General features: G+C 67.3%; 13 protein-coding genes. 5 read left to right on the top strand and 8 right to left on the bottom strand.

The window, feature by feature from the left end:
* The first annotated feature begins 85 nt into the window (after nucleotides 1–85).
* Entirely contained in the window at nucleotides 86–2011 is a 1926-nt protein-coding gene (locus ACGFJ2_RS22730) for a hypothetical protein (RefSeq protein WP_393471202.1), read from the top strand.
* Nucleotides 2012–2597: 586 nt separating this feature from the next.
* Nucleotides 2598–3569, top strand: a complete 972-nt coding sequence (locus ACGFJ2_RS22735) for an NBR1-Ig-like domain-containing protein (protein WP_357939500.1) — start codon at nucleotides 2598–2600, stop codon at nucleotides 3567–3569.
* Nucleotides 3570–3616: 47 nt separating this feature from the next.
* Here the strand turns inward: ACGFJ2_RS22735 and ACGFJ2_RS22740 are convergent, their stop codons facing one another.
* The 4 genes from ACGFJ2_RS22740 to ACGFJ2_RS22755 form a co-directional block, all read right to left on the bottom strand.
* A complete protein-coding gene (locus ACGFJ2_RS22740; RefSeq protein WP_357939502.1) occupies nucleotides 3617–4558 on the bottom strand; it encodes a SpoIID/LytB domain-containing protein in 942 nt (313 codons plus the stop codon).
* Nucleotides 4559–4594: 36 nt separating this feature from the next.
* Nucleotides 4595–5488, bottom strand: a complete 894-nt coding sequence (locus tag ACGFJ2_RS22745; RefSeq protein ID WP_357939504.1) for a peptidase inhibitor family I36 protein — start codon at nucleotides 5486–5488, stop codon at nucleotides 4595–4597.
* Nucleotides 5489–5555: 67 nt separating this feature from the next.
* Nucleotides 5556–6401, bottom strand: a complete 846-nt coding sequence (locus ACGFJ2_RS22750) for a peptidoglycan-binding protein (RefSeq protein ID WP_393471205.1) — start codon at nucleotides 6399–6401, stop codon at nucleotides 5556–5558.
* Nucleotides 6402–6688: 287 nt separating this feature from the next.
* On the bottom strand, nucleotides 6689–6901 hold the full coding sequence (locus ACGFJ2_RS22755) for a hypothetical protein (protein WP_393471208.1): 213 nt from the start codon (nucleotides 6899–6901) through the stop codon (nucleotides 6689–6691).
* Between the two features lie 130 nt (nucleotides 6902–7031).
* Between ACGFJ2_RS22755 and ACGFJ2_RS22760 the strand changes: the two genes are divergently transcribed.
* From ACGFJ2_RS22760 to mltG, 3 genes are all read left to right on the top strand, one after another.
* A complete protein-coding gene (locus ACGFJ2_RS22760) occupies nucleotides 7032–10154 on the top strand; it encodes a TIM-barrel domain-containing protein (protein ID WP_393471210.1) in 3123 nt (1040 codons plus the stop codon).
* 132 nt (nucleotides 10155–10286) lie between these two features.
* Nucleotides 10287–10799: a SigE family RNA polymerase sigma factor gene (locus ACGFJ2_RS22765; protein ID WP_358532627.1), complete on the top strand. Its 513-nt coding sequence runs from the start codon at nucleotides 10287–10289 to the stop codon at nucleotides 10797–10799.
* A complete protein-coding gene (gene mltG / locus ACGFJ2_RS22770) occupies nucleotides 10796–11740 on the top strand; it encodes an endolytic transglycosylase MltG (RefSeq protein ID WP_357939512.1) in 945 nt (314 codons plus the stop codon). Before ACGFJ2_RS22765 ends, mltG begins: the two co-directional genes overlap by 4 nt.
* Nucleotides 11741–11751: 11 nt before the next feature.
* On the opposite strand, the gene ACGFJ2_RS22775 is transcribed toward mltG, so the two are convergent.
* From ACGFJ2_RS22775 to ACGFJ2_RS22790, 4 genes are all read right to left on the bottom strand, one after another.
* Nucleotides 11752–12114, bottom strand: a complete 363-nt coding sequence (locus ACGFJ2_RS22775) for a fibronectin type III-like domain-contianing protein (RefSeq protein ID WP_393471215.1) — start codon at nucleotides 12112–12114, stop codon at nucleotides 11752–11754.
* Between the two features lie 65 nt (nucleotides 12115–12179).
* Complete coding sequence (locus tag ACGFJ2_RS22780) at nucleotides 12180–13523, bottom strand: MFS transporter (protein WP_393471218.1); 1344 nt, start codon at nucleotides 13521–13523, stop codon at nucleotides 12180–12182.
* A 42-nt stretch (nucleotides 13524–13565) separates the two neighbouring features.
* Nucleotides 13566–15329 (bottom strand): sulfatase, encoded by a 1764-nt coding sequence (locus ACGFJ2_RS22785; RefSeq protein WP_393471221.1) that lies wholly within the window; start codon nucleotides 15327–15329, stop codon nucleotides 13566–13568.
* On the bottom strand, nucleotides 15326–15937 hold the full coding sequence (locus ACGFJ2_RS22790) for a PadR family transcriptional regulator (protein WP_357939520.1): 612 nt from the start codon (nucleotides 15935–15937) through the stop codon (nucleotides 15326–15328). Before ACGFJ2_RS22790 ends, ACGFJ2_RS22785 begins: the two co-directional genes overlap by 4 nt.
* Between the last annotated feature and the right edge of the window lie 202 nt (nucleotides 15938–16139).

The following is a 16139-nucleotide window of genomic DNA, read 5'->3' on the forward strand; positions in this document are numbered from 1 at the left end:
TCTGTCATTCAGCGGACACAGCGTAGGGAATCGGGAATCTCCCCGGTTACCGTTCAAGGGAGCGTTCCAATGGAGGGAGCCGTCCATGGATGCAGCGGTGACGCCCACGCGCAAGGTACTCATCAAACTTGACGAGATCAGGACGTCGTTTAACGAAACGGACGGTCGTCTCATCGATCGCCCGACGCGGACAATCCGCCTCACGGACGTCATCAAGCTCCTCGCCGCCGGGCGCGCTGCCTACGAGCAGGACAAGGACGCCGTCGGCTTCGCCGTCTTCCTGGCCAAGTGGCCGGAGGCCTGTCCGGTCACTTCGGCTCAGCTGGCCGGGGTGGCTCTGGCCGCCGAGGACGGTGCGGCCCTGGGGGATGTCTGGGAGGGCGTCTTCGGCGCGTACCTGCGCCTGCTGGAGCAGAAGTGGGCCGAGCTGAAGGCCACTGACCTGCGGGTCCGTGACCGCATCCTGGCCGGCCTGCGCCGCTGCGCCGTCACGGTACGCCCCGGCACCGACGGCGTCGTACGGTTACGCGCGCTCACCCGCCAGGACCTGCAGCAGAACGAGTCCTTCCTCCTCCTGCTGCGCCGAGTGATGAACCTGCTGCTCGGCGACGGTAACGGTCCGGCACCGACCATGCTCAGGCTCGTCCCCCCAGCGGAACCGCTGCCCCGGGACTTCGGGGACACCGGCGCCGCGATCCGCGATGCCAAGTACACCACCAACCTCACCTTCGTGCCCGTGCACGAACGCGATGCCGTCCAGTACATGATCATGCGTGTCACCACCCGCCTCACCCGGCCCGACGGTCAGCCGCTCGAACTGCCGGGAACCGTCTGGCCGCTGACGATCCCCCTCCCGAACGGATCCGCCCGCTACGAGCTGATCACCGATGACAACCGCGTGGTGCGTGCCGAACGGCTGGGCGACGTGGTGGACCGGCCGCTACCGGCGTGGTACCCACGGCCGGTTTCGATCAAGGAGGGCAAGGACGCGCTGCAGAGGCGGTTCGCGCTCGGCGGCGTGGGCGACCGGCTGCCTGCCGACAATCGTCCGGCGAAGGCGTGGAGCCTGGCCGAGCTCGGCCAGGTCGCGTCGGCGTTCGAGCGCATTCCGGCCGGCGACCTCGAGGCGCTCAAGGGCACCTCACTGATCCGCGACATGCCCGTGGATCCCATAGCGGCCGGCCGGCACGGCGGCGAGGCCCATGTGAGCACGGGTGGTCTGGACCTGATCGGTCCGAAGCCTGTCGAACCGACGCCGCACGTCCATTACTTCGACCTCGCCTTCGACGACATGACTCGCGCGGCGTCCGGCCCGCCGGGCGACTGCGGGCCGGGCGGCGACTGGACCCTGTTGCACGAGATCGGCCATGTGGTCACCATGTGCCCCCACGAGCAGGCCTCACTGTCGCTGGCTCGGCTCAGGGACAAGCCGCGGCAGGCGTACGACCTGCTCGACCAGCGGCTGCGCGCCTCCTTGGCGAACGCCGACAATCGGCTCATCCAAGCCTTCAACACCTGGACCACCGCCTACGGGGCCTACACCGACGCGAACGACGACTTCGTCCCCGTCGCGAACGAGACCTGGGCGGCACTCCGGGAGACCGTACCCCCCAACGTCAGGGATGTCATAGCGACCTTCGCCAAGGCGCAGGCGGCGGCCGTCGCGCAGGCGGACCCCACGCTGGCCGCCGCCCGGACGCTGGACGCGTTGCTTCCTGAGGGGCAGCGCGATGTCGTCAAGGTGACTACGGTGCTGCTGCTGCGGCATACGTATATCGCGGGGTTGGCGGCGCCCGGGCTGCTGTTGGCGCGGTTCGCCGCCTATGCCGCACAGGTCGGATACCAGTCGTGCACGCCGTACGGGCGGACGTCGACCAAGGAGTTCTTCGCCGAGACCTACGCGCTGTTCACGTCGGATCGGGAGCGGCTGTGGGCGGCCAACTGGCGGATGTGCGCTTGGCTGGAGGACGGCTATCCGCCTGTGGAGGGGTACATGCCGCGGGTCCGCTGATGGCGCGGACGCTCTGGAGATCGTAGCCGGCAGTGACTCTCCGTGCTCGCTGACTTGATGGGCGGGCCGGTTGACTTGAGGGATTACCCCGCCGGATGAGAAATTGCCGACTGTCGACTGTGTGGTTACAGCAGATGTCAAGTCGGCGCGGCTTTGCGGTGTCCGAATATGTAAATCGAAGGATTACAGAGTGTCCGTCTGTCGTCACTTGGATCTCACTCGTGCCAGTTCAGGGGTGGCCTAGATCGCCCACGAACCATGCCCTCGGGGGTGAACACACGGGTTATGGCTTCATTGACTCGGATTCTCGGAAAGACGGGAAAGCCGGTTCATACATTCTCAGCGTCTGACGGGGCCATTGACGGTCGCTTCGTCCGACGGGTACGGCGATGGCGTGGCGAGTCCGGCCTTCGCGCCGGACGGTGGGCCCGCCACCTTGGGTGGCGACCATGCTGCGCACCGTATTCGAGCGGAACGATGAATGGTGCGAATGGTTCTCGGGTTATCGGTTGCCTTCTCAAGCACCGTCTCACTGGGATTGTCCGTTTCGGTTGATGAACACCATGGGTGCTGTTAGCTTCACACGGTGGACGACACGCGGGTACGGACGGAGGCGATCGAGGACTTCGCGGTGACCTTGCGGGAACTGCGCACCTCGGTCGGCAACCCGTCTTTTCGGGAAATGTCCGGTCGGTCAGGGGCGATTTCTCACACAACGCTGCACGAGGCTACGAAGGGTAACCGGCTCCCGAGTTGGGAGACCACCGTCGAGTTCCTCAAGGTGTGCGGCGCGGACCCGGCCGCGTACCGCGAACGCTGGGAGCGAGCGAACTTGGCGGTCAGGTCGGGGAGCACCGGGGAGCTTTCGATTCGCACGGACACCTCAGCGGATCATCTGCCCGGCGAAGCCGCGGAACCCCATACCGTGCGGCTCGCCCACGGATGGTCGACCGGCGAGATCGTGGGCGAGGTCCATACGCCGGAGGGACAAGGGCGATCACGGTGGATCCGCCCGGCCGCGTTCGCGGCGGCGGTCGTCACCGTGGGGTCGGTGGCCGTCATCGTGGCCACCATCAATCGCGGCGCCACGCCCGACGTACAACCCGGCCCGGCCCTGTCCGGCACCTCGGCGATGGCCGCGCTGTCCCCGGCCGATTGCCCGGTGCGTTCGACCAGCCCGCCCTTGGCCGCGCCGCTGCACAAGGGGGACGCGGTGACGTTCATCGAGGACGTCACGCTCCCCGACTGCTCGCGCGTCGGCACCGGTAAGACCGTGACCAAGACATGGCGACTCAAGAACTCCGGGACCGTGCCGTGGAAGGGCTATTCGCTGCGTCGCCTCGACGTCACGCAGCAGGCCGATCAGTGCCAGACCATTTCCCACGTGCCGATCAAGGACACCCAACCCGGCGAGCTGGTCGACATCCAGACCGTCGTCACCACGCCGAGCAAGCCGGGCCTGTGCTACGTGCGATTCAAGATGGTGGACGCCTCGGGAACGGTCCTTTTCCCCGGAAGCCGGCCGGTCAACTTCCAGATCATCGTCGACGCGCCATAGTTCCCCGCCGCGCAGGATACGGCGGGGAACTATGGTCTTCGGAGGGGTCAGGAGCCGATGACGATCCCGGTGTAGTAGTTCTTGAGGATCCTGGAGTAGCTCCAGCCCGCTCTGGCCTTGTCGCGGGAGCCGTACTGCGACATCCAGTCGCCGTTGACCCAGTTACCGCACGCCGTCGTCGTTGAGCAGTACTGGGCCCGGAAGATCTTCCCGCTGCGAGTCAGCCGGGTGCCCCAAGTCGCGTCCACCGCGGCGTTCGTCACCGCCTTCGCGGAGCCGGGCTTGTACACCTGGCTCGAGGTGTGGTCATAGACGTCGAAGCACTGGCCGCTCGGCGTCTTGCTGGCGGAGTGCAGCGCCCAGTACCAGCCGAAGTTCTTCACGGCCATCGCGCCGGCCTTGAGGGACTCGCTCGGCCAGCTCGTCACCCACTCGTTGGGCAGGACGTTCTTGACGTAGGTCTTGAAGTCCACCCGCTCCACGCGATTGAGGGACTCGCGGTACACGAGGATCGTCGTGGGCAGCTTGCTGTCCGTGCCGTCGGTCTTGCATTGGGTCGGCGGTAGGGAGCTACCCAGGAACTCGTGGGAGGCGTTCTGGTTCTTGAGAGTGGAGTTGAGGTTGGCCTTGGCGCCTGGGGCGAAGTCCTGGTAGGAGCCGGTGAGGCCGGTGTTGAAGTAGACGCGGACCTTCTTGCTGCTGCGGTTCCAGGCGGAGGCGGCGGCGTTCTTGATGCACTTGCCCTTGCCCGCGCCGGGGCCCTTGAAGTCGTAGCAGCTGGGCTGCGTGGTGGAGTAGTCGGGGATCGAAGTGGTGAAGTCGGAGACCGATCCCTGGTTGTTGCTGTTGAAGTAGTAGCAGAACTCGCCGCTGTCGCAGACTCCGTCGCGGCTGGCCGCCGAGGCGGGCGTCGCGGTGGTCAGCATGGTTCCGCCGAGTGCCACCGCGGTGGTGAGCCCCGAGATCAGCCGTACAGTTCGTGAAGGCACAGGTGTCTTCCTCTCATGTCAGCGGGTCGCGGGTCGTTATCGGACGTTGTAGCCCTGGGAGTTCCAGAACGAGGTCGGGTTCGGGTTCTCCAGGGTCGGGTCGCCGACGCTCTTGGACGCCCGCGTCTGCCGTCCGGGGCGCATCTCGACGTGGGTGTGCGCGGACGCACTGCTCGAAACCCCGTGCCACGACTCGTCAGCGATGATCTGGCCGCGGCTGACCGACTGGCCCACACGCAGGGAGGACCGCGGAGCGGAGTGCAGGTAGATCACCGTCTTGTTCGCCGCGGCGTTGTAGACGGCGATCGTGGACAGTCCAGCCCGGCCGGTGGATCCGAACTGGACATTGGTGATCGTGCCCGCCACCAGGTTGTGAACATCCGCGCCGATGCCGCGGGCGATGTCGATGCCCTCATGCCGGCCGGAGGTGGAGGTGTAACCGTCGAAGCCGCAGGTGATCCCGCCGCCGGAGGACGCGTACAGCGCGAACGACATGTTGGTGCGCGCTGTTGACGACGGGTTGAACTCGTGCGAGGCGTTCTGGTTCTTGAGGCTGGCGTTCAGGTTGCCCTTGGCGCCGGCGGCGAAGTCCTGATAAGTGCCGGTATTGCCGGTGTTGAAGTAGACGCGGACCTTCTTGCTGCTGCGGTTCCAGACGGAGGCGGCGGCGTTCTTGATGCACTTGCCCTTGCCCTCGCCGGGGCCCTTGAAGTCGTAGCAGGTGGGCTGCGTGGTGTCGTAGTCGGAGACCGATCCGGTGAAGTCGGAGACCGAGCCCTGGTTGTTGCTGTTGAAGTAGTAGCAGAACTCGCCGCTGTCACAGACGCCGTCGCGGCCGGCTGCCGAGGCGGGCGTCGCGGTGGCCAGCACCGTTCCGCTCAGTGCCATCGCGGCGGTCGTCGCGGTGAGGATCCTGGTGAAAGTTCTCATGCTGTTTCTCCTTTGTCTGCGGTGCTTCAAGGTCTCGGATGGTCAGCGGAGCTTGGCTTCGGAGGACTCAGCGGCGCTGGTACTCCTCCCAGGTGCGGATGGTCACCTTCGGCCCGTCGTCCGGCCCGCGGTTGGCGAGCCCGTTCTGGCCCAGGTAGTAGTCACCGATCTGGTGCTGTGCCTGGCTGGAAAGACTGGTGTCGTTGATGGCGGCGGCGTGGATGTGCCACGGCCAGTCGCCCTGCTGGGGGCTGCGCACCCAGGCCGCGAAGCCGACCCGGCGCAACACGCGGCAGACCGCGGTGCGGGTGGCGGCGGTCATCCCCTTTACGGAGACGTCGATGACGCCGCCGCCATCGTGGGTGCCCACGGAGGTCGGGTCGCCGCCGGGGTTGTAGGAACCCTGGTCCAGCGCGAGATCGCGGCCGAGCAGGCGCTTCGCCTCGGCCAGCATGTTCCGGGTACGGGTGTTGATGACGGCGGCGCCGTAGGACACCCGGGCGCCCGGGTCGACGGTGGCGGTGACGGTGAAGCGGCCGGCTCCGAGCTTGGCGAGCGACCCCTTGCCCGGCAGGCCGTTGGCGTCGAGACCGGTAAGGCCGAGCGACTTCTGGTACTTCGCATAGGCGGTGACCGTCGTGGAGCCGAAGTAACCGTCCACCCACTTCGCGTCGAGCAGGCTCCGGTCGCGCAGCGCCTGCTCAACGAGGAGCACACTGGCTTTGGCACCCGGGGTCTGCGTGGTGTCAGGCCGCCTCGGGTCGATCAGGGCCGCCTTGACGGTGGCTTCCATGTTCACGCTCGGAAGGGCCCTCATGCCGGCCGCCTCGGCCGCCGACATCACGGACCCTTCGGCCAGTGATGTGAGCAGGGCGGCCGACAAGAGGGCAGCGGCGCATGAGGCCAACTTCATCGTTACTCCTGGGGTGGTTTGCTGGGCGGCGGGATAAACTTCGCCGGTTACCCAACGTGTCCACAAGGAGATCGGTGTTGTCAGCCTGTCCACACGCGATCTGACAGCCCTGGCCGTACGCCATCTGACAGGTGTTCCGGTGGCGCTTACAGTGCCTGACCAGGCACGTCGTGCACTATGACGTCGGCCGGGCACTGACGGCAGAACGGCCCGCTCCGGGGGCGCGGCAACATCGGCTGCGGCTACACACAGTTGCCGACGGCGCGCAGTGAGTGGGAGATGGGGCGCTAGTGCCAGTTGTGCGGCGCGCGTTTGAGCGTGTAAGCCGCCTCTGGCAGGTCGTCCCGGACGCGGATCATCCAGCGGACGAGATCGGTGGTGTTCTCGACAGGATGGACGGGAGGAGCCTTCCACGCCTTGATCACGGCAGGACGTACGGCTGGACACAAGATCGTCTCCGGCCACCGCGCCGAGATCCGCACCTCTACTGACCGATTCACATACCTCACTGACCGGATCCGATCAATATGTCCCCCCGATCTTGTCAAGTCGATCAGTCTGGTCAATAGTTGCGGCAAAGCAGTCAAATTCGGTCCGCTGTCCGATCGAACGTGACTAAGGAGCCGCCCAGTGCGACCAAGCCCCTTCCTGCGCCTCGTAGCCGTCGCGATCACCGTGGTGGCCATGTCAGGCATCGCCCCCGCTCCGGCGGAGGCGATGCCAGACAGCAACCGGATCAAAGCGGTGACCTCAGGAAACGCCCGTTTCGAAGTGCTGTCCCCAACCCTGATAAGGACCGAGTACGCGGGCGACGCCAAATTCCTCGACACTCCGACCTTCAACGCCGTCGGGCGCGGCGCCTTTCCGGCAACGCCCTTCACATCGAGTACGTCGAACGGCTGGCTCACCATCAGGACGAGCGCGCTCACCCTGCGCTACCAGGTCGGTTCGGGCCCGTTCACCCCGCAGAACCTCTCGGTCAGCCTGAAGACCACGACCGCCGCCCCATGGCAACAACTGACCTGCCCCGCCGGAGCCCTCTGCGAGGCCGAGGACCTCTCGTACGGCGGGCTGGCTGTCGCCACCGACCACTCCGGCTTCACCGGCGCGGGTTTCCTGGCCGGCTTCGAGGGCACGGGCAACGAGCTGTCCGCGGACGTGAACGCGACCACGTCAGGGCAGTACCAGTTCGCCATCCGCTACTCCAACGCCGTCGGCGGCGACGGCCAGCACACGCCGCGCACGCTCACCCTGTCGGTGGACGGGGGCACCGGTCAGACGGTGACCCTGCCTGTGACCGCGAACTGGGACACCTGGGCCATCGCCACCCCGGGAGTGCAGCTCGCCGCGGGACGGCACATGATCACGCTGACCCGTACAGCCGCCGACTCCGGCAACGTCAACATCGACAGCCTCGCGCTGCTGCCACCGGGCGCCGCATATCCGCCACCATCGGCCAGAGCCACCGTTCCCTGCGCGTACGGCACGAGCTGCGAGGCCGAGGCGGGCGGGCTCGCCGGTACGGCCAAGGTGGTGCAGGACCACGCCGGCTACTCGGGCAGAGGTTTCGTCGCCGAACTCAACCAGGGCGCCGGCCTGGCCACCCGCCTGGTGGGCGTGCCCGCCGACGGCACGTACACGCTGCACATCCGCTACGCCAACGGCGTCGGCGGCGACGGCCTGCACCAGACGCGAACGGCCACCGTCACCACAGGTGGCGCCACGCAGCAGATGACCTTCCCGATCACGGCCGACTGGGACACCTGGGCGACGGCCGCCCTCCCGATCGCCCTCAAGTCCGGCACGAACGACATCACCCTCACCTGCCCCAGCGCCTCCGGTTGCCGCGTCAACGCGGACACGCTCGCGGTGACCCCCAGCGGCACGGCCGCCCCGCCGCCCCACCTCCCGCTCGGCGGCTACCGCCGCAGCCTCGACAACGTGAACGGTGACAACGGCACCCCGCCGACCACTCCGGGCCTGCTGCACAAGGACGGCTGGTACCTGCTCGACGACACACCCTCCGCCCTGTACGACCCCGCCACCGGGAAGGTCACCCAGCGGCCCGGCGGCAGGGCGTACCAGGACGGTTACTTCTTCGGTTACGGTCACGACTACAAGCGCGCCCTGTCGGACCTGTCCACCCTGACCGGGCCGCCGGCGCTGCTACCCCGCTGGGCGTACGGCGTGTGGTACTCCGAGTACATCGACCGCACCGCGGCCGACTACCAGAACACGATCCTGCCCAGGTTCCGCTCCGAGGGCGTCCCGCTGGACGTCCTGGTCACCGACACCGACTTCAAATCGCCCAACACCTGGAGCGGCTGGCAGATCGACCGCGCGAAGTTCCCCGACCCGAAGGCGTTCTTCGACTGGTCGGCCGCCCAGGGCCTGCACAACACGCTCAACGTCCATCCCAGCATCGTCGGCGACGACCCGCAGTTCACCCAGGCACAGGCCACGGCCAAGGGCAAACTCCGCAAGGGCGGCTGCGCAGGGGCCGCGGGCGCGAACTGCTACACCTTCGACTGGGGCGACCCCGACCAGCTCAAGGCGTACATGGATCTGCACAAGACCATGGATCAGCAGGGCAACGACTTCTGGTGGCTCGACTGGTGCTGCGACGCCTCGCAGTCCTCGCTGCCCGGCGTGACCCCTGACGCCTGGATCCACCAGCAGTACGCCGCGGCCAACGGCGGCTTCGTGCTCTCCCGCGCCTTCGGCTCCCTCCAGACAGGCTCGTACGCCGGCCGCTCGGGCCTGCCCACCGGCCCGTGGGCCGACAAGCGCAGCACTGTCCACTTCACCGGAGACACGTCCTCCACCTGGGGAACCCTCCGGGCGGAGGTCGGCTACACGCCCGGCGAATCCGCCGCCACCGGCATGTCGTCCATCAGCCACGACATCGGCGGCCACAACGACACCACGGGCCTGCAGGGCTCGGAGACCTACCTCGACAACGGGCAGACCAGGCGGACCAGCAAGCTGCCCGACGACCTGTACGCCCGGTGGGTCCAGTTCGGCACCTTCCAGCCCATCGACCGCCTGCACAGCAACCACGGCGACCGGCTGCCCTGGCAGTACGGGACCGCGGCGAAGGACTCGGCGAAGAAGTTCCTCAACCTGAGGGAGAACCTGGTCCCCTACACCTACACGCTGGCCCAGGAGGCCAACGCCACCGGCGTCCCGATCGTCCGCCCGACATACCTGGAATATCCCGAAGAGGAGAACGCGTACGCCACCGCCGCCGGCCAGTACTTCTACGGCCCCGACCTCCTGGTCGCGCCCGTGACCACGCCCGGCGCCACGGCCACGACCTCGGTGTGGTTCCCGCCCGGACAGTGGACCGACTACTTCACCGGCCAGACCTACACCGGTGGCACCACCCGGAACATCACCACCGGCCTCGATACCATGCCCGTGTTCGTCAAGGCCGGGGGCATCCTGCCGATCAGGACCGCTGACGTCGCCAACGACGTCCAGAACCCCCTGGACAAACTCACCCTGAACATCGCCTCGGGGGCCTCCGGCTCGTACACGCTGTACGACAAGACCACGATCCGATACTCGGAGTCAGGAGGGCGGCGCGCCGTGAAGATCAGCGGCAAGGCGCGCCAATGGACGCTCAACTTCCTGAACGCCGCACCTCCCAAGGACTTGCCCGCCGACGCGTACCGCTATGACAGCGCCACCCGCACCCTGACCGTCAAGCTCCCCGAACACACGACGCGGCTCAGCTTCACCTCCGGCTGACACCCGAGGCCCCGTCGGGGCGGGGCCTCACACCTCGGCGACTGAGCGCCTTGACGCGGATCAGTTCGGCCATGGCGGCATAGATCGGCCCCCTGTCCGCGTCCTTGCTTGGCGACATCGCGAGGAGGACAGGTGGATCCAGGATTTGCGGCGGACTTCCGGGAGTTCGTCATCGATCGATCAGGAGCGCTGTTCCGTACCGCGTACCTGCTGACCGGTGACCGGCACGCCGCCGAGGACTTGGTCCAGTCGGCGCTGGCGAAGACCGCCGCGAAGTGGCGCGGCCTGCGCGACACCGCGGCCATCGAGGGCTACGTCCGCCGGGTCATGTACCACGAGCAGGTGAGCTGGTGGCGGCGCCGTTCCCGCGTCGCGGAAGTGTCCACCGGATGGCTGCCCGAGCAGATCGGCGATGGGCACGCCGAGATGGTTGATCTTCGCCTGGTGATGCGCGCGGCTCTTGCCCGGCTGACACCCCGGCAGCGGACCATGCTCGTGCTGCGCTACTTCGAAGACCTGTCCGAGACCGAGATCGCGCGGCTGCTCGGCGTCAGGGTCGGGTCGGTGCGCAGCCAGATTTACCGATCGTTGGAGCGCCTGAAGAAGGCCGCACCTGAACTGAGCACCGTGAGGGAGTTCGGATGAACATCGAGGATCTGCTGCGAGAGACCCTCTCCGACATGGCCCATGAGGAGCAGCCGCCTCCACCGGGCCGGTTCCTCCAGGTCAACCGAGGTCGACCCCGTCGGCGCGGCCTCGCCCTGGCGGCAGCGGCGGCCGTAACCGTGATGGCGGTCGGATCCACGCTCGTGGTCCAGGGGCTGTCCTCCGTCTCCAAGGACGTCGCCGGGCAGGGCTCTGGAGAGACGCTTGTGGACACCAAACAGGGACAGATCACCCTGACTGTGAGGGAAGGACTACGGCTCTCACAGATCTTGAAGCAGTTGTCGACCGCCACCGGCAGACCGCTGGTGGAGTTCGAGCGGGCCGCCAAGGACGGCAGGGCGCTCGGTCTTCCGGCCTACGCCAAGGGCGAGCTGGAAGGATTCGCCTTCCCCGGAACCTACGAGGTCTCGCCCACGTCGCGCCCCGCCGAGATCCTCGCCGCGATGGTGACACGCTTCAATCGCGCCGCCGAGGAGAGCAACCTGGTGGACGGTGCCAGGCGGGTCGGCCGTACGCCACTGGAGATCCTGACCATCGCCAGTATCGTCCAGGCCGAGTCGCTCGACAAGCGCGCCATGCCCAAGATCGCACGGGTGATCTACAACCGGCTGAAGCACGCACCCGAGATGAAGCTGCGGATGGACAGCACGGTCCTGTACGGCCTGAACAAGTTCGGCGCCACGGCATCGAACGAGGATCTCAAGAGCCGGTCGCCATACAACACCTACGCGCGCCTCGGCCTGCCGCCCGGTCCCATCTGCAACCCGGGGACCGACGCCATCGCGGCTGCCCTGAAGCCGGACTCCGGGCCGTGGCTGTACTTCGTGACGATCGATCCGAAGACGGGCGTCACGAAGTTCGCCGGCTCCCCATCCGAGTACGACAAGCTGGTCGAGGAATACAGAAAGAACACCGGGTGAGGAGCGTCACGTCAGCGGAGACGATGGCGGCCTCTTCCAGCCAGGCCAGGCCCGGCTTGGGCGGCGGAAGTAGTCGGCAACCAAAGGCCTAGGCCGACGTGTACGCCGTATTCGCCCGGCTCTGCCACCCATCGCCCGTGCCGGGTGCTCCAGTAGCTGAAGGCGCGGGCGTCGAGCTCGATCACCACGCGGGCGCTCTCCCCGGGCGCCAAGCGCACTTTGCGGAAGCCGCGCAGCTCGCGTACGGGACGGTCCACGTCAGAGACGGGGTCGCTGACGTACACCTGGACGACCTCGGCGCCCTCACGCGCGCCGGTGTTGGTGACGGTGACCTCGACGCGCGCCTCGGGCCGGGTCGGGTCGGGTACGTGCACGGACAGTTCGGAGTAGGCGAAGGTGATGTACGCCGCCTCAGGAGGCGACGGCGCCCTTCTAAGCGTCAGTCCGAGAGCGTCTGCCGGCGACGGACGTCGAGCGTCTCGCTGACCCGGCCGACGTCTCGTGGATAGGTGAAGTACAGGACCGAGAGCAGGAGACCGTTGACGATCATCAGCACGACCAGGACCCAGAAGAACACGCCCTGGATGCCGATCGCCGCCGCGAGCGCGCCGGCCAGGAGCGAGAACAGCGCCCACCCGATCGTCTCGAACACCGTCAGCCAGATCGCGAACGCCTGTCCGCGCAGCTCGGGCAGTACGACGGCGGCCACGATGGGCCGGTTGACCGGCGGGTTCAGCCCTTGGCAGGCGCCGAGCAGCGCCCAGAAGACCGCGTAGACGGTGATCGTCTCGTACCGGAACTGAGTGCCGAAGAAGGCGATGACGCCGAACGCGATCTGCGCGAATTGCAGCATCACGACCCGGCCTCTGCTCGGCATGAGCCGGTCGAGGCGGGGGAGGATGAATCCGGCGCCCAGCGTGGCGACGCTGTAGCCGATGCCGAACGGCAGCGCCACCAGGATGGCGGTGGAGTTGGGGATGCCGCGCTCGGTGACGAGGAACTGGACGCCGAAGATGAGAATCAGCAGATGCCCGGACAGGAGCCGGCTCAGCATCATCACGGCGTAGGTGGGGATGCGGAACAGTCCGATGACGGAGACGAAAGTGACCTTCGCCTTCGCTCGGTCCTCACGCGTGAGGTCGGCGAGTTGCTGCTCGGCGGCTCCGATGCCGGGATCCTTGAAGAATGCCAGGACGACGAATCCGGCGACGATGCAGACGCCGCCGAGCGTCCACAGGGCCCAGCGCCAGCCGTCCGGCATCGCGACGAAGGCGGCCATGATGGGGCCGAGGACGATGCCGGCGAGCTGGATCGAGCTGAAGAAGATGCCGTTGGCCCGGGCGCGCTGCTCGTCGGGGAAGGAGTCGGCGATGACGGCCATGGCGATGGGAGAGCCGCCGATCACGGCGGCGGACATGAGGGTGCAGCAGATCAGGAGCTGGACGAAGTTCTGCGAGAAGCCGGCGGCGATGCCGAACAGGCCGCCGGTCACCGTCGTGGCGGCCAGGGTGGCGCGCCGGCCGATCCGGCCGGACAGCCAGATCCAGAATGGTCCGGCGGGTACGCTTGCGATCTTGCCAAGGGCGGCGATGAGGCCGAGGTGTCCGCTGTTGAGCCGCAGCGCGACCGCCAGCGTGGGGAAGACGGTGTTGATGAGGCCGGCTTCGGTGCCGTCGACGACGCTCACGCCGGAGACGACGGCGAGATTGCGCCAGCGGTGGGGGACATTGGCGGCCTGAGCCGCTCCTGGCTGGACGGACGTGGTGGAGGCGCTGGCATCCATGGGGAGTCCTGTCTGCAGTGGTGCGATAAAGCAAACGCCGTCTCAGGGGGCTGAGACGCCGGGTGGTGCCGTGAGAAGGGCGAATTGCTCGTCGATGCGGCGCAGTACCGCGGCGGGTATGTAGCCGTAACGGGCGAGGTCCAGCAGGGTCATGGAGATGGGGGCTGACAGCAGCTCCGACTGCACCAGCGCGGGCGCCTCCTGCGCGAGGACGTCCTTGGCCCCCGTGATCCGCAGGAGCTCCAGGAGCGGGGCGCGGAGCAAAGCCGGGGCGTGCAGGGTCTCCATCGCGGGAAGGGGCGCGGCGACGGCCGTCGCGCGCTCGCGCTGTTCGCGGACCAGGAGGTGCTTGGGCTCGATGTCACCGTCACGCGGGATGCCCAGGCGCTCGTACTGGCTGGGCGGCGCGTCATTGTCGAGCATGAGGCGGCGCAGCAGCTCGACCATCCGCAGCTCCACGTCGTCGTCGACGATCGGCGTTTCCTGCACCGGATCCTCCTGGAGGTCGAACAGGAGCGTGCCGTGCTGCCACGGGTTCATCCACGAGGGCGAGGCCGGTATCCGCATGGTGCGTACACCCTTGGTGAAGGTGAACGGCTCGGCCGGCTCCCACTCCTTGAGCTCCTGCGTCGAGAAGCGGGCGCGCATGTGGGTGGGCATGAGGGTGAACTCTTCGAGCGGGCCGTTGGCCTGCTCCTTGGCGGCGCGCATGTAGACGTAGCGGCCGTCGGTGACGTTGACGTGCCCGCCGTGGATGCCGAACAGCGCGCCCTCACGGAGGGGCTCGTCCTGGGCGAGGTCCGCGCCTTGCATGTCAGGGGTCGGCTCGATGCCGAAGTAGCGCAGCACGGTCGGTGCGATGTCGATGGTCTGCGCGAGCGCGTCCCTGCGCTGGTCCCGGCCGCCGGTGCGTGGGTCCCACAGGAACATCGGCAGGTGCACCAGCTCGTTGAACCACGGCATCACCGACTTGGCCCACCAGCCGTGCTCGCCGAGCAGGAAGCCGTGGTCGGTGTTGACCAGCAGGAGCGTGTCGTCCCACATGGCGTGCTCGTCCATGAAGTCCAGGACCCGGCCGAGCGAGCGGTCGCACATCGAGACCAGGGCGGCGTACTCGTTGCGGGCGTGTTCGACCTGGTCACCGGGTTCGAGGACCTTCTGGTACGGCGGCCAGTCGAACTCCGGGCCGTCGTAGTCGTGCGGGTAGAGGTCCTTGTAACGCTGGTGGGTGAAGAACGGCTCGTGCGGATCGAACATCTCGATCTGCAGCAACCACCGGTCGGCGTCCACGTTGGTCTCGAGAAAGTGCAGGCCCGCGTCCACGGTCCGGGTCTGCGAGTGCTCCGCCTCGGTCGGCATGTACGTGCGGTTGACCGCGTCCTGCCGCTTCATCGCGTCGCCCGGGCCCTTCGGGGGGTCACCGACCACGCCCTTCCACGGGTCGCCCTCCTGGCCGCGGAAGAACTCCCATGTGCTGTAGCGGGTGTGGTAGGTCGCGCCGCCGTCCTCCCAGTAGTGCGGGTGGTCGGAGGCCAGGTGCGTGTGCACCCCTGCCTGCTTGAGCAGCTCCGGCATGGAGTCGTCGAACGGCTCCAGCGGGCCCCAGCTGCGGTGCAGGAAGTTGTACCGTCCGGTGTGCATCTCGCGCCGCGCGGGCATGCACGGCATCGAACCGGCATAGAAGCGGTCGAACGTCACCGCCCGTGCCGCCAGCCGGGCGAAGTTCGGCGCGTCGATGAACGTGTCGGCGTACGGCGAGAGCATGTGCCGGTTCAGGCTGTCGAACATGACGATGATCGCCCTCATCGCGACGTCTCCTCCGTCCACACGATGGTGGGCGGGGAGTCCTGATTGAGCGGCTCCCCGTCGAGCAGGCGCCGGCGCAGTTCGATGAGGGAGGCGATGTGGTGGTCCATCGCCTCGGCGCCGCGCCGATGCAGCCACTCGTCCATCTGGGCGCCGAGCTGGACGTCGTAGCCGGGCGGAGGCTCGTCGAACCGGGTGCGGTCACGGTGGCGGTAACGCGCCACCTCCGCCACCCGGGTGTTGATCTCGATGTCGAGCAGGGCTATCACCTGCTCGACCGTCATGAAGCCGGCGTAGCCGAGACGTGCGTGCAGGTCGGGATCTCCGAAACGGGTGGGCGGGTTGTACGGGCGCGTCAGCCAGTCGATGAAGACGGTGTAACCCTCTTCGGTCACGTGGTAGCGCTTGGCGTTGCTCGCCCCGGGGCGCTCCTCGATCGTGTGCTCGACCCAGCCGCGCTCCTCCATCGAGGCCAGCGTCCGGTAGGCCTGGCTCATGGTCGTGTTCGAGCGCGCGAACCGGCCGTGCGTGTCGAAGAACTTCTTCAGCTCATAGCCCGTGCTGGGACGGTTGAGCAGCGCTCCGAGGAGAAGGATCTCAAGCTTCATCAAATGTGCCCGTCGTCGTAACGAAGTTAACCGTGCCACAAATGGAATGGTGATACCATGGCATAAGTGTCATGCTCTGTCGAGAGTCTTCTTGCGCAAGATTTCGCCTGATCAGGCCAGAGCAGGAGATCTTCTGGACCGAGCTCGGCGGCTCGGCCACGATGAGGACATGACGGGGAGCGGATCAACGCAGCCGCCGACG

The sequence above is a fragment of the Nonomuraea sp. NPDC049028 genome, from assembly GCF_043197735.1.
Lineage (GTDB): Bacteria > Actinomycetota > Actinomycetes > Streptosporangiales > Streptosporangiaceae > Nonomuraea.

Coding starts and splice junctions, on each gene's coding strand:
- ACGFJ2_RS22730 (WP_393471202.1), top strand. CDS start 86: ATGGATGCAGCGGTGACGCCCACGCGCAAGGTACTCATCAAACTTGAC.
- ACGFJ2_RS22790 (WP_357939520.1), bottom strand. CDS start 15,937: ATGAAGCTTGAGATCCTTCTCCTCGGAGCGCTGCTCAACCGTCCCAGC.
- ACGFJ2_RS22780 (WP_393471218.1), bottom strand. CDS start 13,523: ATGGATGCCAGCGCCTCCACCACGTCCGTCCAGCCAGGAGCGGCTCAG.
- ACGFJ2_RS22745 (WP_357939504.1), bottom strand. CDS start 5,488: ATGAGAACTTTCACCAGGATCCTCACCGCGACGACCGCCGCGATGGCA.
- ACGFJ2_RS22750 (WP_393471205.1), bottom strand. CDS start 6,401: ATGAAGTTGGCCTCATGCGCCGCTGCCCTCTTGTCGGCCGCCCTGCTC.
- ACGFJ2_RS22785 (WP_393471221.1), bottom strand. CDS start 15,329: ATGAGGGCGATCATCGTCATGTTCGACAGCCTGAACCGGCACATGCTC.
- mltG (WP_357939512.1), top strand. CDS start 10,796: ATGAACATCGAGGATCTGCTGCGAGAGACCCTCTCCGACATGGCCCAT.